Consider the following 18974-nt stretch of genomic DNA (forward strand, 5'->3'; position numbering starts at 1 on the left):
AGCAAGCTTGCGCAAGACTTGCCGCACACTGCGTTGCCGCCTACACTCCCCGGACCATTTGTGAGGGATTGTTCATGCGCAAGACGTTGCTGGTTCTGCTGAGTTTCGCCGCCCCCGGACTTGCGCAGGCGATCGATTGCTCGAACACGAACGTGCGTGCGCCGGTGCAGGCGACGGTGATAGCGCCGATCTCGGCCAACCTGGCCACGCCCGCATACCGCCTTGGCAGCGCCGGCAGCGTGCTGGCGCAGGCCTATGACGAAACACAGTCGCTGGATCAGGTGCTGCTGCGCCTGCGCATCGAAGGCTGCGCGAACATCGCCAAGGCCATGCCCGCGCCGAGCGCGATCAACCCCAACGATCCGGCGGCCTACAAGCCGCAGACCGAATTCGACAACACGCCCTGGCGCTTCGACATGAGCCAGAACGGCAAGCGGATGACGGCCGAGGAATTCGATGCCTGGATGAAGGCGCGCGGTGTGCGCGTGGCCAAGGGCAACGGTGCGGCGGCGGCTGTCGCGGCGCCGCCCGTGCAACCGGCTCCGGCAACGCCGGCTCCCGCGGCCGAGGCTCCGAAGCCGCCGAAGAAGTAGCGGATCGTCGATTCGGGCAGGAGTCCGAATCCAGCTTAAGTCGGAATAGCTTTCACGTGACCATCACGTGCGGCTGATAGCGTTCGCCGAGTTTTCAGGAAGTGGTTCGCCGGATATCCGGCGATGCCGATGTTCGTCCATGGAGGAGGAAGACGATGTCTCGAGCGATTCTCGCTGTCGATACCGCCGCGCGTCCGCGCAAATGGCGTGGTTTTCTCGCTGGTGGCAGGACCTTGCTGGTTCTGCTCGCGTTGATGGGAAGTCAGACCGCTTCGGCGGATCCGGCCCAGGCCGATCAGGCACTGCAGTTCGCCCATATCCAGTACCAGACGTTCAAGCTCTATTATCAGACCGGCAAGCAATTGGTCTCGAACGGCCAGATCGATGCGGCGCGTTCGAATTTCATGTCCGCGCATTTGCAGGCTGTGATGCTCAATGTCGATCTGCAGCAGCTGTCGCTGGAGAATGCGGATAGTCTGCAGAACGGCCAGTGCAACGATTGCAACCTGCAACAGCAGGCGGTCACCTACAGCCAATTCGCCGAAGTGGATTCCATGGTGTTGCGGTATCACCTGATGAACCTGTCACAGGTGCCGACTTCGCAGGCGTCGATGTCCCAGGCTGATTATCAGATCATCATGCTGGATCTGGACCTGCAGCAGGCCGAGTACTACACACACGCGGCACAGTGATCCGCGTCACCGAGATCGCGAAAGGCCGCACGCGCGGCCTTTCGTTTTGCGCCGACGATTTGGAGAAAGCCTGACGGCAAGCTATAGACAGCCAAAGATTCGACGCCTGTCACGTCGCACGGCATGCATTGATTGCCCGTGGCAGTGCTCGATACCGCATGAGGGGGCATGTGGGTGAAGTAAAAAAACCACCACAAACATTCATGGAGGAAAGACATGACGTCTCAAGAAATTCCCGTTGTCACAAACAATCGCCGCGGTTTTCGTGCCGGCGCCCAGGCCCTGCTGCTCGCCATGGCAATGCTGTGCAGTCAAGGTGCCTCGGCCGATCCGGCCATCGCGGGGCAAATCCTGCAAGTTACGAAGCTCGATTACCAGCTGTTCAACGCGTACTACCAGCAAGGCAAGGCGTATGCCCAGATCGGCCAGGCGCAGAATGCGCAGCAGTATTTCCTGTCCGCGCATGTGAAGGCGGCAATGGTCTCGATGGACCTGCTGAATCTTCGCGCGGAGAACGTGGATACCCTGCAGCAGGGGCAGTGCAACGACTGCAACATGCAGGACATGGCGATCGATTACAACAGCCTCGCAAGCCTGGATGCCGACGTTCTCCAGCTGTACATGTCGATGCTGGTGCAGTCGCCGACTTCGCAGCAGCTGCTGATCCAGGCTGAGATGAAGAGGGTCCAACTCAACATGGACATGCTGCAGCTCGAGCAGGCGATGCTCGCGGCGCAGTAATCCGTATCGTTACACGGACCAAGGAAGGCCGCGATCGCGGCCTTTCTTTTTTACGGCGATGCTCAGCCTTTGATCACGCCCAGCTCGCGACCGATGCGGATGAAAGCATCGATGGCGCGATCGAGATGCTCGCGCGTATGCGCAGCGCTCATCTGGGTGCGGATGCGCGCTTGTCCCTTCGGCACCACCGGGAAGAAGAAGCCGATGGCGTAGATGCCTTCCTCCAGCAGGCGCGCGGCGAATTTCTGCGCCAGCGGTGCGTCGTAGAGCATCACGGGACTGATCGGGTGCGTGCCGGGTTTGACATCGAAACCAGCGGCGGCCATTTTCTCGCGGAAATAAGCGGTGTTTTCCGCCAATTGCTCGCGTAGATCACCGGCGGCGTCAAGCATCTCGAAGGCCTTGATGCCGGCCGCGACCACATGCGGCGGCAGCGAGTTGGAGAACAGGTACGGCCGCGAGCGCTGGCGCAGCAGTTCGACGACTTCCTTCTTCGCCGTGGTGAAGCCGCCAAGCGCGCCGCCCATCGCCTTGCCGAGCGTGCCGGTGAAGATGTCGATCCTGTCCAGCACACCCTTCACTTCGGCCGAGCCACGGCCGGTCTTGCCGAGGAAGCCGGTGGCATGGCATTCGTCGATGTGAACCAGCGCGTTGTACTTCTTCGCCAGCGTGGTGATCTCGTCGAGCGGGGCGATGAAGCCGTCCATCGAGAACACGCCGTCGGTGGAGATCAGCTTGGTGCGCGCGCCGGCGGCGTCGGCGGCCTGCAGCTGTGCTTCCAGATCGGCCATGTCGCAGTTGGCGTAGCGGAAGCGCTTGGCCTTGCACAGGCGGATGCCGTCGATGATCGAGGCGTGATTGAGGGCGTCGGAGATGATCGCGTCTTCCTCGCCCAGCAGAGGCTCGTAGAGGCCGCCGTTGGCGTCGAAGCAGGCGGCATAGAGGATGGTGTCCTCGGTGCCGAAGAAATCGGCGATGGTCTTCTCGAGCTGCTTGTGCAGATCCTGGGTGCCACAGATGAAGCGCACCGAGGCCATGCCGAAACCGTGCGTGTCGAGCGCATCCTTGGCGGCCTGGATGACGTCGGGATGATCGGCCAGGCCCAGGTAGTTGTTGGCGCAGAAGTTCAGCACCTTGCGGCCGTCGGCGAGGGTGATCTCGGCCGATTGCGGGCTGGTGATGATGCGTTCGGACTTGAACAGGCCCTGTTCGCGGATGTCTTCGAGGGTATCGGTGTAGCGTTGCGTCAATGACATGGAAAGCTCGTCTGCGGCCGCGGATGCGGAATTGTGTGTGTCAGCCCGTATAGGGTTCGTTGCTGCGAGGCGCATCCGGTAGTTGCCGATCGAGCGATTGGCGATAACGGATGCAGCCGCGCATGAATTCGGGCCAGATCGGTACGACGGGTGCCGGATCGGTGCGTTCGGGCAGCAACGTCCACAGGTCCGGATGGTGCCAGCACAGCTCGTGGCCGGTGCTGTCGCGATGCGCGCGAATGCCGTGTCGCAGTTTGTGAACCTCCGCGATCAGTGCCTCGCGCGTCATTCCATCAAGATCGTCATCGAGTCGATTGTCGCCGGACGTCGCCATCGCGAAGCCTCCGTCAGTTCCAGCTCAGGACCACCTTGCCGGCCTTGCCGGATTCCATCAGATCGAAGCCCTTCTGGAATTCGTCCACCGGCAGTTGGTGGGTGAGCACCTTGCCGAGCGGGAAGCCGGACAGCACTAGTTGCGTCATCTTGTACCAGGTCTCGTACATGCGGCGCCCGTAGATGCCGTGCAGCGTGAGCCCCTTGAAGATGATCTTGTCCCAGTCCACGCCCGCGCCCTTGGGCAGGATGCCGAGCAGGGCGATCTTGCCGCCGTGGTACATGCAGTCGAGCATGTCCCCGAAGGCGCGCGGATTGCCGCTCATCTCCAGGCCCACGTCGAAGCCTTCCATGTGCAGGTCGCTCATCACGTCCTTCAGCGACTGGTTGGAGACGTTGACCACGCGCGTGGCGCCCATGTCGGCGGCGAGCTTGAGGCGATAGTCGTTGACATCGGTGACCACCACGTTGCGCGCGCCGATGTATTTGCAGATGCCCGCGGCCATCACGCCGATCGGGCCGGCGCCGGTGATCAGGACATCCTCGCCGACCACGTCGAATTCCAGCGCGCAATGCGCGGCGTTGCCGTAGGGATCGAAGAAGGCGGCCAGTTCGCTCGGAATCTGGTCCGGAATCGGCCACAGGTTGCTGGACGGCATGACCAGATATTCGGCGAAGGCGCCATTGCGGGTCACGCCGATGCCGACGGTGTTCGGGCACAGGTGCTGCTTGCCGGCGCGGCAGTTGCGGCAATGACCGCAGACGATGTGGCCTTCGGCCGATACGCGCTGGCCAATCGTGTAGCCGCTGACGCCGGGACCGATCTGGACGACGCGGCCGACGAATTCATGGCCGATGACGAGGCCGGGCTTGATCGTGCGCTGGCTCCACTCGTCCCACAGATAGATGTGCAGGTCGGTGCCGCAGATCGCGGTTTTCTCGAGCCGGATCAGCACCTCGTTGGGGCCGGGCGAGGGCACCGGCACCTCTTCCATCCAGATGCCTTTGGCCGCTTCGCGTTTGACCAGCGCTTTCATGCTGGAAGGGAGCTGCGAGGACGTCGATTGCAGGGTGGTCTGCGACATGGTGGGCCGGCGAAGTCGGAAAGAGGGCGCCATTGTACCGCCGCGCCTTCGTGGGGCAGCGCGCCGCATCGTCCGCGCCGCATCGAGCCGCGCCGTCCGCGCGGCGAGGTGCCGTTCATGACCGCTGGCAGTTGCCGCGATGCTCGGGCTGTGTCTATGGTCCGGTTTTTGGTCAAAAGGAAATCCGTGCCTATGCGTATGTTTCACTTGGGGCTGGCCAGCACGCTGCTGCTGACGACGACGGCGAGCGCCAATGAAGGCATGTGGGTGCCGCAACAGCTGCCGGAGATCGCGCCGGCGCTGCAACAAGCCGGATTGAAGCTCGATCCGAAGCAGCTCGCCGATCTGACCGGCGATCCGGTCGGCGCGGTGGTCTCGCTGGGCGGCTGCACGGCGAGCTTCGTTTCGCCGCAGGGATTGGTGGTGACCAACCACCATTGCGCCTACGGTGCGATCCAGCTCAATTCGACGCCCGAGAAGAATCTGATGGTGAGCGGCTTCAACGCCGCCAATCGTAGTGACGAGCTCAGTGCCGGCCCCAATGCGCGCATCTACGTGCTGGATTCGATCGAGGACGTGACCGGGCAGGTCAAGGCGGCGATCGCGGCGGCGCCCGACGCGCTGGCGCGGACCGAGGCGCAGGACAACATCGAAAAGCAACTGGTGAGTGCCTGCGAGAAGGGGGGCGGTTATCGCTGCAAGCTCTACAGCTTCTCGGGTGGCAATGCATATCGTCTGTTCAAGAATCTGGAGATTCGCGATGTGCGCCTGGTCTATGCGCCACCCGGCAGCATCGGCAACTACGGCGGCGAGATCGACAACTGGATGTGGCCGCGGCACACGGGCGATTTCTCGTTCTATCGCGCCTACATCGGCAAGGATGGCAAGCCGGCCGCGTTCGCCGCCGACAACGTGCCGTATCAGCCCAGGCATTGGCTGAAGTTCGCCGACAAGCCGCTCGCGGCCGGTGATTTCGTCATGGTCGCGGGCTATCCGGGCGTCACCAACCGCTATGCGCTGGCCGACGAGTTCGACAACACCGCCGATTGGTCGTATCCGACGATCTCGCGCCATCTCAAGCAGGTGATCGCGCTGGTCCAGGCCGAGGGCGCCAAGCAGCCCGACATCGCCGTGAAATACGCCAACACCGTGCGCAGCTGGGAGAACGTGTCCAAGAACTACGACGGACAGATCGAAGGCTTCAAGCGCATCGGTGCTTCCGCGCGCAAGCACAGTGAGGAGAACGCGGTGCTCGACTGGCTGCGCAGCCAGGGCGATGCCGGGAAACCGGCCCTGGAGGCGCATGATCGTCTGGTGGCGCTGGCGAACGAGGCCAAGACGACGCGCGATCGCGATGCGATCCTCGGCCAGTTCAACAATACCGGCGCCATCGGTACGGCGATCACGCTGTACCGCCTCAGTCTCGAACGCGCCAAGCCGGATGCCGAGCGCGAAGTTGGTTATCAGGAGCGCGATCTGCCCACGATCGAGGGCGCGCTCAAGCAGATGGATCGCCGCTATGTGGCCAGCATGGACAGCGGATTGCAGCGCTATTGGCTGACGCAATACATCGATCTGACCAAACAACAGCGCCTGGAGCCGGTGGACAAATGGCTGGGCGGAAGCAACGAAAAGGCGATCACGCGTGCCGTCAACAAACTGGCGAAGACCAGGCTTGGGGATTCCGCCGAACGCACAAAGTGGTTCACCGCCGACAGCAAGGCGTTCGAAAGCAGCAAGGACCCCGCGATCCAGTACGCGGTCGCGATGATGCCGACGCTGCTGGAACAGGAGCGCGTGCGCAAGACGCGCGCCGGCGACGATCTGATCGCACGCCCCGTGTATCTGCAGGCGGTCGCCGATTACCGCAAGAGCAAGGGCGAGGCGGTGTATCCCGATGCCAACTCGTCGCTGCGCATCACCTTCGGCAACGTCAAACCGTACACGAAGCTCAGCGGCGCGGCGCAGCTGCCGTTCACGACGGCCGAGCAGGTGGCGGCGAAGAACACGGGCAAGGCGCCGTTCGATGCGCCCAAGCTGTTGCTGGATGCCATCGCCGCGAAGCGCTACGGCAAGCTCGCCGATCGCGCGCTGGGTACGCTTCCGGTCGATTTCCTTTCCGATCTCGATATCACCGGCGGCAACTCCGGTTCTCCGGTGCTGGACGGACAGGGGCGGCTGGTCGGACTCGCGTTCGACATGAACTGGGAGGCGGTGGTGTCGAACTGGGTGTTCGATCCGGCGATGACGCGGATGATTTCGGTCGATGGCCGCTACGTGCGCTGGATCATGCAGGAGGTCTATCCGGCGCCGCAGTTGCTGCGCGAGATGAACATCGCACCTAGCCAAACTCCGGCCGGCAAGCCTGCGAAGAAAAAGCGGCGGTAGGTTTCCACCGCCGCTTCGTTCAAACGTGTCGGTGCGACGTGCCTACTGGCTGCAGTCGACCTCGCCGAGGAATCGGACATCCCCGGTGGTCACGCCGTGCACGGTGATGTTCCCCTGGCAGTCGTTGACGGCCCAGCCGACCTGCACGCCATCCTGGTAGTAACCGTAAATCTGGCGCGGGGGAGGAAGTTTTGCTGCAGCCGCGGTCATGGTGATCGCGGCCAGCACGAGGCCTAGTGCGAATTTCTTCTTGAGCATGTTCAAACTCCTTTTCCATCCATGTCGACGACGGTGTCGACGCTTTTGAACCGGCAAGAGAATTCGATCAACCGCCGGTTTCTTCCGGGAAGAAAGCGGCGGCGGGGATGTTCCGCCGCCGCTTCCGGATGCCGATGGATCACCGCTCAGTCCACGGGCGGCGGGCAGTTCATGTGCGTCTTGACTGCATTGGCGGTCTTCTCGCCCCATTCCCGCACTTCGCTGGAATAGCAGGGAATCCATGCCTGGCCGACGACCTGATTGTCGGCGTCGCGATAGTAGACGTAGTCACCTGGTTGCGAGGGATACAGCACCGCCCAGGCCGCGCTCGCGGTGAGGACGACGCCGAGGCCGAGGGCAATGGTGAATGTCTTGCGCATATCGGGTTCTCCTTTTTTCGCCACGCATCAGCGCGGGTTGCAGACCAGATGGCCGTTGGTGACCGAGTACGACGTGCGCGTGCCGGAATAGCTGAAGACACCGTCGCAGCTCATCACCCAGGTGCCGACGACGTTGCCGCTGTCATCGAGATAGACGCCCATGTCGCCGTTGTTCGGACGGGCGAGGGCGATGCCGGCAACGAGAGCGGCGCTCAGGCCGAGGGCGATGACGAGTTTCTTGCGCATTGGAAGACTCCTGATGTTTGTTTAAGTAACGATGGGAAACGATCGGTCGCGATGACCGTCAGACGTCGGGTTCACAGAGGAAAACGCCGCCTTCGCTGCGTTTTGTGATGAATCCCCAGGATTCCGGCGTGCCGTCGCAATGAATGGCACGGTAGCCGACGACATTGCCGGAAGCGTCGAGGTAGTAAACGAATTCGCCCAGCCCGAGATCGGGCGCGACAGCCGAGGTGCTGCCGGCGGCAAGCGCGGCGGCGAGGCCGAGACTCAGAACGAGTGCGGTTCGCATGGATCTGCTCCGATGAGGTGTGTTGATGCGGCCGGGCGAATGCGCGGCCGCGTTGAAGTCAGGGCGACCGGTCAATCCTGCGGGCAGATCGCGTGGCCGCTGCTGTACGAATTGGTGCGGATACCGGACTCGAAGAGGTTGCCGTTGCAGTCCATCGATGCCTCGCCGACGATTTCGCCGTTCGCATCGAAGTAGAAGTAGAACTCGCCGATTTCGTCGGGACCCGGCGGGCGGGCGAGGGCGACAGTGGCGACGAGCGAGGCAGCCAGGCCCAAGGCCAGGATGAGGGGATTGCGCATGTTGTTCTCTCTCTTTTTTGAAGTTGGACGATGCATGCGCGCGATGGCGCATGCGCCGGTCATCCGACGCGAGCGTGATCAGCGCGGATCGGGGTCGCAGATGTAGTAGCCGACCTCGTAGTGGCTGGTGCCATGGCCCCACTTGTCGATGTTGCCGTCGCAATCGATGGCGAAGTGGCCGACATGCTGGCCGGTATCGTCGTAGTAGTCGTAGATCTGCCCAGGCCCATCCGGGCCCGCCGCGGCGACGGCGAGGGCGGTACCTGCGGCGGTGGCGGATGCCAGAGCCAGCAGCAGGGCCAGAGGTGTCTTTCGCATCAAGATTCTCCTGGTCGAGTGGATTGCACTTGGTGCGTCCGTGCTGGAGTCCCCCCTTGGAACGAATCGAGAGATTCGCCTGACGACGGAGCATATGCACGATGCGGCGCACCAAATGTGAGGCAGGTCTGATAACCTGCCGCGCCACCATCACTCTTCGCCCCACGCATGAAAATCCTGCTCGCCCGTCACGGTGAAACGCCTTGGAACGCAGAAGGCCGCTACCAGGGACAGGAGGACATTCCGCTGTCGGCGATCGGCGAAGCCCAGGCCACTGCATTGGGCGAGCGTTTGTTCGACGTGAAGATCGATCGCGCCGTCGCCTCGCCCCTGTCGCGTGCGCGGCGCACCGCGGAGCTGGCGCTGGGGGCTTCACGGGTGCCGATGCTGACGACCGATCCGGGCTTGATGGAGATCGCGCACGGCACCTGGGAAGGCCTGCTGGCCAGCGAAATCCGCGAGCGCGATCCGCAGCGCCTGCAGGCCTGGCGCGACACGCCGGACAGCGTGCAGATGCCGGAAGGCGAGTCGCTGCAACAGGTATTCGATCGCGCCTGGCCCGCGCTCGTGCGCGCGAGCGAAGGCCTGCAGCCCGCCGACACGCTGCTGCTGGTGGCGCATGACGCCGTCAACCGCGTTCTCCTGTGCCATGTGCTGGGCATCCCGTTCTCGAAGCTGTGGACGTTCCGCCAGGCGCCGACCACGCTGAACCTGCTCGAAGGCGCGGACGTGGATCATCTTGACGTGGTGCGCCTCAACGATTGCTCGCATCACACCCTGTTCTTCGGCGAAGCCGTGCACCGCGCTTTGTGAGTGTCATGAAATCGCTGAGTGATTGGCTGGCCTACATCGAGCGCCAGCACCCGAAGACCATCGCGATGGGGCTGGAGCGTGTGCGCGAAGTGGCCGGGCGCTTGTCGCTGGGCAAGCCGGCGAAGCACGTGATCATGGTCGGCGGCACCAACGGCAAGGGCTCGACGGTGGCGTTCACCGAAGCGATCGCGCGCGCGGCCGGATGGAAGACCGGTGCCTACACCTCGCCGCATCTGCTGCGCTACAACGAACGCGTGCGCATCGACGGCCGTGATGCCGATGACGCAATGCTGGCCGCGGCGTTCGAAGCCGTGGAGGCAGCGCGCGCGGACACGCCGCTGACCTATTTCGAATACGGCACGCTCGCGGCGCTGTGGCTGTTCCAGCGCGCCGATCTGGATCTGGCGATCCTCGAAGTCGGTCTCGGTGGCCGCCTCGACGCGGTGAACATCGTCGATGCCGATGTCGCGGTGATCACCACGGTCGATCTCGATCATCAGGACTATCTCGGCGACGACCGCGAAAAGATCGGCTTCGAGAAAGTCGGTATCGCCCGCGCCTGGAAGCCGCTGGTGCTGGGCGAGGACGATCCGCCGTCGAGCGTGCTCGGTCATGCCTACGCGATCGGCGCTTCGACCTGGCGGGCGAACAACGATTTCTTCTTCGAACGCATCGACGATGCCAGCTGGCAATGGCGTGAAGTGGGTTATGAGGTGGCGTTGCCGCTGCCGAAGCTGGTGGCGCCCGCGCAGCTGCGCAATGCCGCGACCGCAATCGCCGCGTTGCGCGCGCTGGATGTGGAGATTCCAGATGCAGCGCTCGTCGAGGGTGTAGCAAATGCGAGCCTGCCGGGGCGGCTGCAAAGATTCGAGCGCGATGGTGTCGAGATCGTGGTCGATGTCGGTCACAACCCGCAGGCGGCGCGCGAACTCGACGCGTGGTTGCGTGCGGATGTCGCCGCAGGGCGCACCTTCGCCGTCTATGCGGCGCTCGCGGACAAGGACATCGTCGGCGTGGTGTCAGCGCTGCGGGAAGGCATCGCGCGCTGGTACATCGCGGGGCTGGAAGAGTCCGGGCCGCGCGGACTCGATGTCGATGCGTTCGCGGAGCGACTCGCCGGCACCGCAGCGGCGGAAGCCGAGCGGCATGCCGATGTCGCGACCGCGCTCGCGGCGGCGCGCGCGCAGGCACGCGAGGGGGATCGTATTCTCGTGTTCGGTTCCTTCTTCACCGTCGCCGCGGCGCTTTCGGTTCTGCAGTAGGCGATTTTTTCGTCATTCCCGCGAAGGCGGGAATCCAAGGATGTTTGGTCCGATCATTGCAGTCTTGACGAAAGCCCATGGATTCCCGCCTTCGCGGGAAGGACGGACTGAGAGAACCACACGCGTTATCAGGGACGCGCGCGCTGCGCGATCTCGGCCGCCGTCGCCGGCGTCACGTGCCAGCGCTCGGGATGCTCGTACTCGAAATCGACGGTGGCCTTGCCGGTTCCGCGATCGAGCCTGAACACACAGGCATGCCACGGTGCCTTGCCGTCGACACGGGTGGCGTCGCGCAGCTCGTCGAGGCGATCTTCAAGTTCGGGGGCTGCGGGCGTCGCGGGCTGTCCGGCTTCCTCGCCGACATAGCGGAAGCCGTTGAGCTTCGACACGCCATCGCCGTACCACGCCACCAGTGCGTACCGATCCCAGGGCTGCGCGGCGACCTTGGTGTCGGTGGCGATCAGCCGGCCGATCTCGACGATCAAAGCGTCCTTATCCACGTTGCGGCACCTCGGGAACAATCAGCGCTTGGCGATTCAAAGCTTGTCCATTCAGAACTTGCCTATTCAGAACTTGTCCATGTCGCCGCGAGGCACGCGATCGTAGGTCTGACCGGCCTCGTTGCGGAACGTGACGCGCTGATCGTACACGACGCTGCCGTTGGCCGGATCGACGACTTCATAGGACACGCGCACCTTGTCGGGGCGATCCACGTTGGCCGGTGTCAGGTCGACGGTGATGCGCACTTCCTTGCCGCTGTCGATCCAGTCGGCCCATTCGTTCTCCAGCGTCTTGTAGGCGCTGACGTTGAAGTTGCCGTTCTGCGGGAACAGGTTCTTCAGGCCCTGATCCTTGACGAAGCGATGGCCGATCACATGGCCGCCCTGGTCACCCTCGATGCCGCGATCGGCGGCGTCGCGCTGCGCGTCCGTCTCGGCGGAACTGCGGTCGATGCCCTCGAAGACTTCGCTCAGATCGGCTTCGACGTGGATCGGGCGGCCCTGGCTGTCGTTGGTCCAGGTGACAGAGTTGGCGCCGATGCGTTCGGTGGTCTGGGTGGTGCCGTTGGCGGGCGCCGTATCGGTTGGTTTGCCGGTGGACAGCGCCGCGTATTCGTCGCGGACGGCGAGCGGGCTGCGTGTCTCCACGGCGTTGGCGACGGTGTCCTGGCCGAACACGCCTTCGATCTTGACCAGTTGCGGCGCTTCCAGCTTGGTCGCCAGATCGTTGACGAAGTCGGTGCGGTCGCCGATCGGCATCTGCTCGACATCCGACTTCAGCTGCGTCGCCTGCGCCGGCGTCATCTGCTCGATGGCCGCGTTGGCGACGGCCGGGTCGGCTTTCGTCAGCTCCGGCGGGGTTGGCGGCGGAGGAGGGGGCGGCGGCGGAACGTAGGGGGCGCGACCATCGACGAGCATGACCATGCGGTCTCTCATTGCCGGTTTCGATGACCGCAAGTCTAGGTGCGCACCGTCGCGGCCGGTACTGGGGATCACCCTAGCTTTCGGCACGGAATCGCGACGGATTCTCGTGAAAGCCGGCATGTACGGCGTCTGTACGCGCGGCTGCACGGGCGATCACGGCCTGTGGCGTGCGCGGGCCCTGCCTCACCCGCACGGGTATAATTTGGGGGCCTGTCCGCTTCCGCGAGTCTCGATGGAATCCCAACTCAAACAGCGTCTGATCGGTGCGGCCGTACTGGTCGCGCTTGCGGTGATCTTCCTGCCGATGCTGGTCAAGGGTCCGGCGCCCGACAGCGGGGTGTCCGACGTTCCGCTCAAGACCCCGGAAGCGCCGCAGGGCGAGATGCAGACCCGCGATCTGCCGCTGGTGGCGCCCGAGGAGGCCCCGGCCAACGGCGCGACCGGGATGCCGGCCCCCGACGCTTCGAGCAATGGCGGCGACACGCTGCCCACCGTCGACACCACGACCGCGGGACCGGCCACCAGCCAGCCCGAACCCTCGCCCGACGCCGCCGACCTGGCCAAGCCGGAGCCGATGCTGCCGCCGAGCGTGGCGGGCGGCGACTACGCGGTGCACTTCGGCGCCTACGCCAGCAGCGTCAGCGCCGATACCGTCGTGTCGCGCCTGCACGCCGCGCAGCTGCCCGCCTACCGCGAAACCACCACCATGAGCGGCAAGTCCGTCTGGCGCGTGCGCGTGGGCCCGTATGCGACCCGCGCCGATGCCGAAACGGCCCGCCTGCGCGTCAACGAAATCGGCAAGCAGTCGACTTCGCGCGTGGTGGCGTTGGACGCGGCCGACGCCGCGACGCCCGCCATGGCGAGTGCGTCGAAGCCCGCGCCGGTCAAGCCCGAGCCAACGCCGGCCAAGCCGCAGCCGCTGCCGCCGGAACCGGCGAAGCCGGTCGCCTCGACCAAGCCCGTTCCTACTAAGCCCGAGCCCGCCAAGCCCGAGCCGGCCAAACCGACGCCCGCACCCGCGCCGAAGCCCTCCGGCGCATCGTCGGTCGGTTTCGCCGTGCAGCTCGGCGCCTTCAGCAGCGCGGATCAGGCGAACAAGAAGCGAGACGAACTGCGCGCCGCCGGTTTCAGCGCCTTCGTCGAAACGGTCAAGACTGACAAGGGCTCGCTGACCCGCGTGCTTGCCGGCCCGGTCGTGAACCGTGCCGACGCCGACCGCCTCAAGGCGCAGATCAAGACGAAAACCGGAGCGGACGGGATGGTCCGCCCGCATCCCTAAGCGCACGGATCGCTCGTCACCGTAGTCAACGTTTCATTTCAGGCAGATCAAACCTATGTGCGGCATCGTCGGCATCGTTGGAACCACCGAGGTCGCGGCAGCGCTGTATGACGGCCTGACCGTGCTGCAGCATCGCGGACAGGACGCGGCGGGCATCGCCACCGCCAACGGCGCGCAGCTGCGCGTGCACAAGGGCAACGGCCTGGTGCGCGACGTCTTCGACGCGAAGGCGATGCACCTGCTGGAAGGCCGCGTCGGCATCGGCCATTGCCGCTATCCCACCGCGGGCAGCGAGGGTAGCGACGAGGCCCAACCTTTCTACGTGAACTCGCCCTACGGCATCGCGCTCGCGCACAACGGCAACCTGATCAACACCGACGCGCTGCGCCGCGAGGTGTTCGAGGAGGATCGCCGCAACATCAATACCGAATCCGACTCGGAAGTGCTGCTCAACGTGTTCGCGCACGAGCTCGACCGGCAGCATGCGTTGACGCCGGCGGCCGCGTTCAAGGCGATCGAAGGCGTCAACCGGCGCGCCAAGGGCGGCTATGCCGTGGTCGCCACCGTGCTCGGTCTCGGCCTGGTCGCGTTCCGCGATCCGTATGGCATCCGTCCGCTGGTGCTCGGCCGCAGGCGCACCGACGCAGGCCCCGACGAATACGTGATTGCCTCGGAATCGGTGGCGCTGGACATCCTCGGCTTCGAACGCCTGCGCGACGTGCAGCCCGGCGAGGGCATCGTGATCACCGCGCGCGGCGAGTTGCACACGCAGATGTGCGCCGGGCCGCAGCAGCACGCGCCGTGCATTTTCGAATACGTGTATTTCGCGCGTCCGGACTCGATGATCGAGGAAATCTCGGTGCACAAGGCGCGCATGCGCATGGGCGTGACGCTGGGCGAGAAGATCCTGCGCCAGCGTCCCGATCACGATATCGACGTGGTGATCCCGATTCCCGACACCTCGCGCGATTCCGCGCTGGAAATCGCCAACACGCTCAACGTGAAATATCGCGAAGGGTTCATCAAGAACCGCTACGTCGGCCGCACCTTCATCATGCCGGGGCAGGGCGAGCGCGCGAAGTCGGTGAAGCGCAAGCTCAATCCGATCCCGCTGGAATTCCGCAACCGTGTCGTGCTGCTGGTCGACGATTCGATCGTGCGCGGCACCACGTCCAAGCAGATCGTGCAGATGGCGCGCGATGCCGGCGCGCGCAAGGTCTACCTCGCCTCCGCCGCGCCGCCGGTGCGCTATCCGAACATCTACGGCATCGACATGCCGTCGGCGGACGAGTTGATCGCGCATGGCCGCACCGAGCAGGAGATCCAGCAGTTCCTCGGTTGCGACTGGCTGATCTACCAGGACCTGGCCGATCTCGAGGCCGCCGTGGCCGGTCCGAAATTCGTCGGACGCAAGTTCGACAGCTCCTGCTTCAGTGGCGAATACGTCACCGGCATCGAGACAGGCTATTTCGAGCGCCTCCAACAGCTGCGTTCCGACGAGGCGAAGAAGAAGCGGCGCCTGGCTTCGTGAAGCGGGGATTCCGCAAGCCGATCGCCGTCGCGATGGTGGTGGCGGCGATTGCCGCATGCCATCGCAATGGAGGCGAGGCTGCATCCCCGGTCACGAAGCTTGACGATCCGCGCGTAGTGCAGGGGGACCCCGTCGGTAGCGTGGTGCTGTACCCGCCCACCTACGCCTATACCGATGAAAATTTCTTCCCTGTCCATGGCGGCCCCGAAGTGCTCGGTGCCACACGTCTCGGGCCGGATATCGTGAAGGTATACCTGGCGCGATCAATCCATTCGCGGGGCTCGCTTTCGTACCCCTACGCGGCCTACGCCGTGCAATGCCGCACGCGGCGGCTGCGAATGACCGGTGCGGGAAGTACTCTGGACGCCGCCTCACGCGGCGTCGGTGTGCAGACGGCGATCACGCCCTGGCCCGAGCATGCCGGGCAGGTCGCGATTCTCGAGGCGGTCTGCGTCAATCGGATGCGCTGCGAATTTCACGACAAGAACAATCCTTGCGAACAGGAAATGCGCAAGCGACTCGATGAGGCGAATGCGAGGGCAGCGGCGGAGAAAGCAACTTCGGAGCCGGGAAATGGCGAGCCTCCAGCAAGCCGCGAGTGAGTGCCTGGCGGCGGCCGCTCCGGAAGACAAAGTCGCCCGGACATTCGCTGCCGCAGAGGCTTACGGTCGCGGCGAACTCCATTCCGACGACACCACATCACCGCCCGAACCGATCCGCATGCCGGGGCGGCCTGAAAGGCCTCTGCTGGTGCATCCGCGCGATCTGCCCAGGCGCGGCTTCGGCACGCCGGAAGGCCGCGCCGCTTTCGTTCACTCCATCGCGCATATCGAGTTCAACGCCATCGATCTCGCCTGGGATGCCGTCTACCGTTTCCGCGACATGCCGCCGCAGTACTACGCCGACTGGGTGAGCGTGGCGAACGACGAGGCCCGGCATTTCGTCATGCTGCGCGAGCGCCTGCAACAGCTCGGCCACGACTACGGCGATTTCGATGCGCACAACGGATTGTGGGAAATGGCCGAGAAGACCGCCCACGACGGCCTGGCGCGGATGGCGCTGGTGCCGCGCGTGCTGGAGGCGCGCGGGCTCGATGTCACGCCCGGCATGATCGTGAAGCTGCGCGCGCTTGGCGACGATGCCACGGCCGACATCCTCGAAGTGATCCTGCGCGAGGAAATCGCGCACGTCGCCGCCGGCAGCCGCTGGTTCCGCTGGCATTGCGAGCGCGTGGGTGTGCGGCCCGAGCCGAAGTTCCGGGAATTGCTCGCGGAGTACGCGCGCGCCGTGCTGCATGGTCCGTTCAACATCGAGGCGCGCACTGCCGCCGGCTTCGGCGAAGACGAGTTGCGTGCCTTGCAGCAGCTAACGGATTAGCCCCTTTTCCACGAAGAAGGGGCTACAGCCTGGCGAGTTCCATCCCATCGGCATCGACGCGCAGCACCGAGCCCTGCTCATACCAATCCCCGAGCACGATGCGCGTGTGCGCGCCATCGCGATGGATCGACGGGCGATGCGTATGCCCGTGGATGATCGTGTCGATGCCGTAGCGCGCGAACGTGTCGGCCACGGTCTCCGGCGACACGTCGGTGATGGTCTCCATCGTGCCGGCCTCGCGCAGCTCGCCCTGTCGCGCCTGGCTGGCGGCGCGCGCCTGCTGCGCGAAGGCCAGGCGCGCGGCCAGTGGCTGCGACAGGAACTGCTGCTGCCAGGCGGGATTGCGCGTCATCGTGCGGAACTGCTGATAGGCGGTGTCGTCGGTGCACAGCAGATCGCCGTGCATCAGCAGGACGGGCTTGCCGTAGAGGTCGATCGGCGTCGGATCGGCGAGCAGCGTCATGCCGGCGCGGCGCGCATAGTCCTCGCCGACGAGGAAATCGCGGTTGCCGTGCATGAAGAACACCGGTACGCCGCTCTCGGCCAGTGCCTTGAGCTTCGCCGCGACAAAGGCGCCGGTCTCGGACGGATCGTCGTCACCGACCCAGGCCTCGAACAGGTCGCCGAGGATGTACAGCCCCTCGGCCTGCAGGGCCTCGTTGTCGACGAACTCGCCGAACAGCCGGGTGACCTCGGGGCGCACCGGATCGAGGTGCAGATCGGAGATGAAAAGCGTGGTCATCCGCTGATTCTAAGCCGCTTTATCTGGCGTTAGCGCCAGATAAAGCCCCAAAGTTCGCGCTGCAAACTTTGGGTCCCAGGCTTTTTATCTCCAAATCCCCGCCGCTGTCGCGGCGCCCCCTTTACTAAAGGGGGGCTTTCCTTCGGTTGGGGGGCATCGTGCAATAGACGACCAAGCGCATCCCTTGCGTGCGGTAAAATTCCAAATCTCACGAAGAACAGCATCAGATCATGACCTGCCGCACTCGCTTCGCCCCCAGCCCCACCGGATACCTGCACATCGGCGGCGCACGCACCGCGCTCTACTGCTGGCTGGAAGCGCGGCGGCGGGGCGGGCAGTTCATTCTGCGCATCGAGGACACCGATCGCGAGCGCAGCACGCAGGCAGCGATCGACGCGATCCTGCAGGCGATGGACTGGCTCGGCCTCGATTACGACGAGGGCCCGATCTACCAGACGCAGCGGCTGGCGCGCTATCGCGAGGTCGCCGAGCAGATGGTCGCCGCCGGGCACGCCTACTATGCCTACGAGACCAAGGAAGAGCTGGAGGCGATGCGCGAGGCGGCGATGGCGAAGGGCGAGAAGCCGCGTTACAACGGCGCCTATCGCGATCGCAACGAACCTGGCTTCGATGAGGCGCGCCGCGACGATCCGAATCGCGTGATCCGCTTCAAGAATCCGCTCGAGGGCAGCGTCGCCTGGGAGGACAAGGTCAAGGGCCGCATCGAGATCAGCAACAGCGAACTCGATGATCTGGTGATCTTCCGCTCCGACGGCTATCCCACCTACAACTTCGCCGTCGTGGTCGACGATCTCGACATGAAGATCACCGACGTCGTGCGCGGCGACGACCATGTCAACAACACGCCGCGGCAAATCAACATCTATGAGGCGCTGATTCAAAGCGGCGTGTCCGCGTCGGTGCCGCATTTCGCGCACCTGCCGATGATCCTCGATCCCGAGGGCGCCAAGCTCTCCAAGCGCACCGGCGCGGCCGATGTGATGCAGTATCGCGATGAGGGCTATCTGCCGCACGCGCTGCTGAACTATCTGGTGCGTCTGGGCTGGTCGCACGGCGATCAGGAGATCTTCTCGATCGAGGAGATGACGCGCCTGTTCGACCTGAAGGACGTGAACGCCAAGGCCTCGCGGCTCGATCCGGCCAAGCTCGGCTGGCTCAATCAGCAGTACCTGAAGAGCGACGATCCGGCGGCGGTGGCGAAGCATCTGGAATGGCATCTGCACGAGGCGGGTTATGACCTTGCCAAGGGGCCTGCGCCTGCCGACGTGGTGATCGCCCTGCGCGATCGTGTGCAGACACTGAAGGAGATGGCCGCGCGCGCCGCGGTCTGGTATCAGCCGCTCGAGCAGTACGACGATGCCGCCGTGGCCAAGCACCTGACGCCCGCCGCAGGCATGCCGCTGGCCGAGGCGCGTCAGCGTCTGGCGCAGTTGGGTACCTGGAGCGCCGAGACGGTGAGCGAGGCGCTGCACGCGACCGCCGAAGCGCTCGGCATCGGCATGGGCAAAATCGCGCAACCGCTGCGCGTGGCGATCACCGGGACCCAGGTGAGCCCCGACATTTCACATACCGTTTACCTGGCAGGGCAGGGCGAGGCGCTGAAGCGCATCGATGCCGCCCTGCAGCGGATTCCCGCCGCCGCGGATTGAT

General features: G+C 64.6%; 23 protein-coding genes. 11 read left to right on the top strand and 12 right to left on the bottom strand.

From position 1 onward, the window contains the following. Positions 1-74: 74 nt before the first annotated feature. The 3 genes from AC1RNP_RS08885 (at position 75) to AC1RNP_RS08895 (ending at position 2026) form a co-directional block, all read left to right on the top strand. The gene (locus AC1RNP_RS08885; protein ID WP_493050886.1) at positions 75-593 is read left to right on the top strand and encodes a hypothetical protein; all 519 of its coding nucleotides are present in this window, start codon (positions 75-77) and stop codon (positions 591-593) included. 155 nt (positions 594-748) lie between these two features. Then, positions 749-1285 (top strand): hypothetical protein, encoded by a 537-nt coding sequence (locus tag AC1RNP_RS08890; RefSeq protein WP_493050887.1) that lies wholly within the window; start codon positions 749-751, stop codon positions 1283-1285. A gap of 216 nt (positions 1286-1501) precedes the next feature. Then, on the top strand, positions 1502-2026 hold the full coding sequence (locus tag AC1RNP_RS08895; protein WP_493050888.1) for a hypothetical protein: 525 nt from the start codon (positions 1502-1504) through the stop codon (positions 2024-2026). Positions 2027-2088: 62 nt separating this feature from the next. Here the strand turns inward: AC1RNP_RS08895 and kbl are convergent, their stop codons facing one another. Genes kbl through tdh form a run of 3 tightly spaced genes read right to left on the bottom strand, consistent with a single transcriptional unit; the run spans position 2089 to position 4652 of the window. Beyond that, positions 2089-3282, bottom strand: coding sequence for a glycine C-acetyltransferase (kbl, locus tag AC1RNP_RS08900; RefSeq protein WP_493050889.1), 1194 nt, complete (start codon positions 3280-3282; stop codon positions 2089-2091). 40 nt (positions 3283-3322) lie between these two features. Then, positions 3323-3616 (bottom strand): hypothetical protein, encoded by a 294-nt coding sequence (locus AC1RNP_RS08905; protein ID WP_493050890.1) that lies wholly within the window; start codon positions 3614-3616, stop codon positions 3323-3325. A 13-nt stretch (positions 3617-3629) separates the two neighbouring features. Next, entirely contained in the window at positions 3630-4652 is a 1023-nt protein-coding gene (gene tdh / locus AC1RNP_RS08910) for an L-threonine 3-dehydrogenase (RefSeq protein ID WP_493051000.1), read from the bottom strand. A 234-nt stretch (positions 4653-4886) separates the two neighbouring features. On the opposite strand from tdh, the gene AC1RNP_RS08915 reads away from it, so the two are divergent. After that, a complete protein-coding gene (locus AC1RNP_RS08915) occupies positions 4887-7088 on the top strand; it encodes a S46 family peptidase (protein WP_493050891.1) in 2202 nt (733 codons plus the stop codon). 42 nt (positions 7089-7130) lie between these two features. Here the strand turns inward: AC1RNP_RS08915 and AC1RNP_RS08920 are convergent, their stop codons facing one another. The 6 genes from AC1RNP_RS08920 to AC1RNP_RS08945 form a co-directional block, all read right to left on the bottom strand. Beyond that, the gene (locus AC1RNP_RS08920; RefSeq protein WP_493050892.1) at positions 7131-7346 is read right to left on the bottom strand and encodes a hypothetical protein; all 216 of its coding nucleotides are present in this window, start codon (positions 7344-7346) and stop codon (positions 7131-7133) included. Positions 7347-7492: 146 nt separating this feature from the next. Next, positions 7493-7726 carry a hypothetical protein gene (locus AC1RNP_RS08925; protein ID WP_493050893.1) on the bottom strand — a complete coding sequence of 78 codons (234 nt, stop codon included), beginning with the start codon at positions 7724-7726 and terminating at the stop codon, positions 7493-7495. A 27-nt stretch (positions 7727-7753) separates the two neighbouring features. Continuing rightward, complete coding sequence (locus tag AC1RNP_RS08930) at positions 7754-7972, bottom strand: DUF6289 family protein (protein WP_493050894.1); 219 nt, start codon at positions 7970-7972, stop codon at positions 7754-7756. A 58-nt stretch (positions 7973-8030) separates the two neighbouring features. Then, positions 8031-8258 carry a DUF6289 family protein gene (locus AC1RNP_RS08935; protein ID WP_493050895.1) on the bottom strand — a complete coding sequence of 76 codons (228 nt, stop codon included), beginning with the start codon at positions 8256-8258 and terminating at the stop codon, positions 8031-8033. Between the two features lie 71 nt (positions 8259-8329). Further along, positions 8330-8557, bottom strand: coding sequence for a hypothetical protein (locus tag AC1RNP_RS08940; RefSeq protein WP_493050896.1), 228 nt, complete (start codon positions 8555-8557; stop codon positions 8330-8332). Positions 8558-8635: 78 nt separating this feature from the next. Next, a complete protein-coding gene (locus AC1RNP_RS08945) occupies positions 8636-8875 on the bottom strand; it encodes a DUF6289 family protein (protein ID WP_493050897.1) in 240 nt (79 codons plus the stop codon). A gap of 168 nt (positions 8876-9043) precedes the next feature. Here AC1RNP_RS08945 and AC1RNP_RS08950 point away from each other — a divergent pair, with 168 nt between their 5' ends. Further along, positions 9044-9688 (top strand): histidine phosphatase family protein, encoded by a 645-nt coding sequence (locus AC1RNP_RS08950; RefSeq protein WP_493050898.1) that lies wholly within the window; start codon positions 9044-9046, stop codon positions 9686-9688. Beyond that, on the top strand, positions 9685-10950 hold the full coding sequence (gene folC / locus AC1RNP_RS08955) for a bifunctional tetrahydrofolate synthase/dihydrofolate synthase (RefSeq protein WP_493050899.1): 1266 nt from the start codon (positions 9685-9687) through the stop codon (positions 10948-10950). Before AC1RNP_RS08950 ends, folC begins: the two co-directional genes overlap by 4 nt. Positions 10951-11078: 128 nt before the next feature. Here the strand turns inward: folC and AC1RNP_RS08960 are convergent, their stop codons facing one another. Together AC1RNP_RS08960 and AC1RNP_RS08965 are read right to left on the bottom strand one after the other, a co-directional pair. Then, positions 11079-11450 carry a hypothetical protein gene (locus AC1RNP_RS08960; RefSeq protein ID WP_493050900.1) on the bottom strand — a complete coding sequence of 124 codons (372 nt, stop codon included), beginning with the start codon at positions 11448-11450 and terminating at the stop codon, positions 11079-11081. A gap of 66 nt (positions 11451-11516) precedes the next feature. Continuing rightward, positions 11517-12374 carry a DNA/RNA non-specific endonuclease gene (locus tag AC1RNP_RS08965; protein ID WP_493050901.1) on the bottom strand — a complete coding sequence of 286 codons (858 nt, stop codon included), beginning with the start codon at positions 12372-12374 and terminating at the stop codon, positions 11517-11519. Between the two features lie 232 nt (positions 12375-12606). Between AC1RNP_RS08965 and AC1RNP_RS08970 the strand changes: the two genes are divergently transcribed. The 4 genes from AC1RNP_RS08970 to AC1RNP_RS08985 are packed head-to-tail and all read left to right on the top strand — an operon-like array spanning position 12607 to position 16561. Next, a complete protein-coding gene (locus AC1RNP_RS08970) occupies positions 12607-13653 on the top strand; it encodes an SPOR domain-containing protein (protein ID WP_493050902.1) in 1047 nt (348 codons plus the stop codon). A 55-nt stretch (positions 13654-13708) separates the two neighbouring features. Further along, entirely contained in the window at positions 13709-15184 is a 1476-nt protein-coding gene (gene purF / locus AC1RNP_RS08975; RefSeq protein ID WP_493050903.1) for an amidophosphoribosyltransferase, read from the top strand. Beyond that, positions 15181-15786, top strand: coding sequence for a hypothetical protein (locus tag AC1RNP_RS08980; protein ID WP_493051006.1), 606 nt, complete (start codon positions 15181-15183; stop codon positions 15784-15786). Before purF ends, AC1RNP_RS08980 begins: the two co-directional genes overlap by 4 nt. After that, a complete protein-coding gene (locus tag AC1RNP_RS08985; RefSeq protein WP_493050904.1) occupies positions 15716-16561 on the top strand; it encodes a ferritin-like domain-containing protein in 846 nt (281 codons plus the stop codon). The genes AC1RNP_RS08980 and AC1RNP_RS08985 overlap by 71 nt, the downstream gene beginning before the upstream one ends. Before the next feature lie 22 nt (positions 16562-16583). Here the strand turns inward: AC1RNP_RS08985 and lpxH are convergent, their stop codons facing one another. After that, on the bottom strand, positions 16584-17303 hold the full coding sequence (gene lpxH / locus AC1RNP_RS08990) for a UDP-2,3-diacylglucosamine diphosphatase (RefSeq protein ID WP_493050905.1): 720 nt from the start codon (positions 17301-17303) through the stop codon (positions 16584-16586). Between the two features lie 230 nt (positions 17304-17533). On the opposite strand from lpxH, the gene gltX reads away from it, so the two are divergent. Further along, positions 17534-18973: a glutamate--tRNA ligase gene (gene gltX, locus AC1RNP_RS08995; protein WP_493050906.1), complete on the top strand. Its 1440-nt coding sequence runs from the start codon at positions 17534-17536 to the stop codon at positions 18971-18973. Position 18974 lies beyond the last annotated feature (1 nt).

The organism is Luteimonas sp. GW821-FHT14E02, from assembly GCF_058803905.1.

Coding starts and splice junctions, on each gene's coding strand:
- AC1RNP_RS08985 (WP_493050904.1), top strand. CDS start 15,716: ATGCGAGGGCAGCGGCGGAGAAAGCAACTTCGGAGCCGGGAAATGGCG.
- gltX (WP_493050906.1), top strand. CDS start 17,534: ATGACCTGCCGCACTCGCTTCGCCCCCAGCCCCACCGGATACCTGCAC.
- AC1RNP_RS08935 (WP_493050895.1), bottom strand. CDS start 8,258: ATGCGAACCGCACTCGTTCTGAGTCTCGGCCTCGCCGCCGCGCTTGCC.
- AC1RNP_RS08920 (WP_493050892.1), bottom strand. CDS start 7,346: ATGCTCAAGAAGAAATTCGCACTAGGCCTCGTGCTGGCCGCGATCACC.
- AC1RNP_RS08930 (WP_493050894.1), bottom strand. CDS start 7,972: ATGCGCAAGAAACTCGTCATCGCCCTCGGCCTGAGCGCCGCTCTCGTT.
- AC1RNP_RS08895 (WP_493050888.1), top strand. CDS start 1,502: ATGACGTCTCAAGAAATTCCCGTTGTCACAAACAATCGCCGCGGTTTT.
- AC1RNP_RS08940 (WP_493050896.1), bottom strand. CDS start 8,557: ATGCGCAATCCCCTCATCCTGGCCTTGGGCCTGGCTGCCTCGCTCGTC.
- AC1RNP_RS08885 (WP_493050886.1), top strand. CDS start 75: ATGCGCAAGACGTTGCTGGTTCTGCTGAGTTTCGCCGCCCCCGGACTT.
- lpxH (WP_493050905.1), bottom strand. CDS start 17,303: ATGACCACGCTTTTCATCTCCGATCTGCACCTCGATCCGGTGCGCCCC.
- AC1RNP_RS08970 (WP_493050902.1), top strand. CDS start 12,607: ATGGAATCCCAACTCAAACAGCGTCTGATCGGTGCGGCCGTACTGGTC.
- purF (WP_493050903.1), top strand. CDS start 13,709: ATGTGCGGCATCGTCGGCATCGTTGGAACCACCGAGGTCGCGGCAGCG.
- AC1RNP_RS08945 (WP_493050897.1), bottom strand. CDS start 8,875: ATGCGAAAGACACCTCTGGCCCTGCTGCTGGCTCTGGCATCCGCCACC.
- AC1RNP_RS08950 (WP_493050898.1), top strand. CDS start 9,044: ATGAAAATCCTGCTCGCCCGTCACGGTGAAACGCCTTGGAACGCAGAA.
- tdh (WP_493051000.1), bottom strand. CDS start 4,652: ATGAAAGCGCTGGTCAAACGCGAAGCGGCCAAAGGCATCTGGATGGAA.
- AC1RNP_RS08905 (WP_493050890.1), bottom strand. CDS start 3,616: ATGGCGACGTCCGGCGACAATCGACTCGATGACGATCTTGATGGAATG.
- AC1RNP_RS08925 (WP_493050893.1), bottom strand. CDS start 7,726: ATGCGCAAGACATTCACCATTGCCCTCGGCCTCGGCGTCGTCCTCACC.
- kbl (WP_493050889.1), bottom strand. CDS start 3,282: ATGTCATTGACGCAACGCTACACCGATACCCTCGAAGACATCCGCGAA.
- AC1RNP_RS08890 (WP_493050887.1), top strand. CDS start 749: ATGTCTCGAGCGATTCTCGCTGTCGATACCGCCGCGCGTCCGCGCAAA.
- AC1RNP_RS08965 (WP_493050901.1), bottom strand. CDS start 12,374: ATGGTCATGCTCGTCGATGGTCGCGCCCCCTACGTTCCGCCGCCGCCC.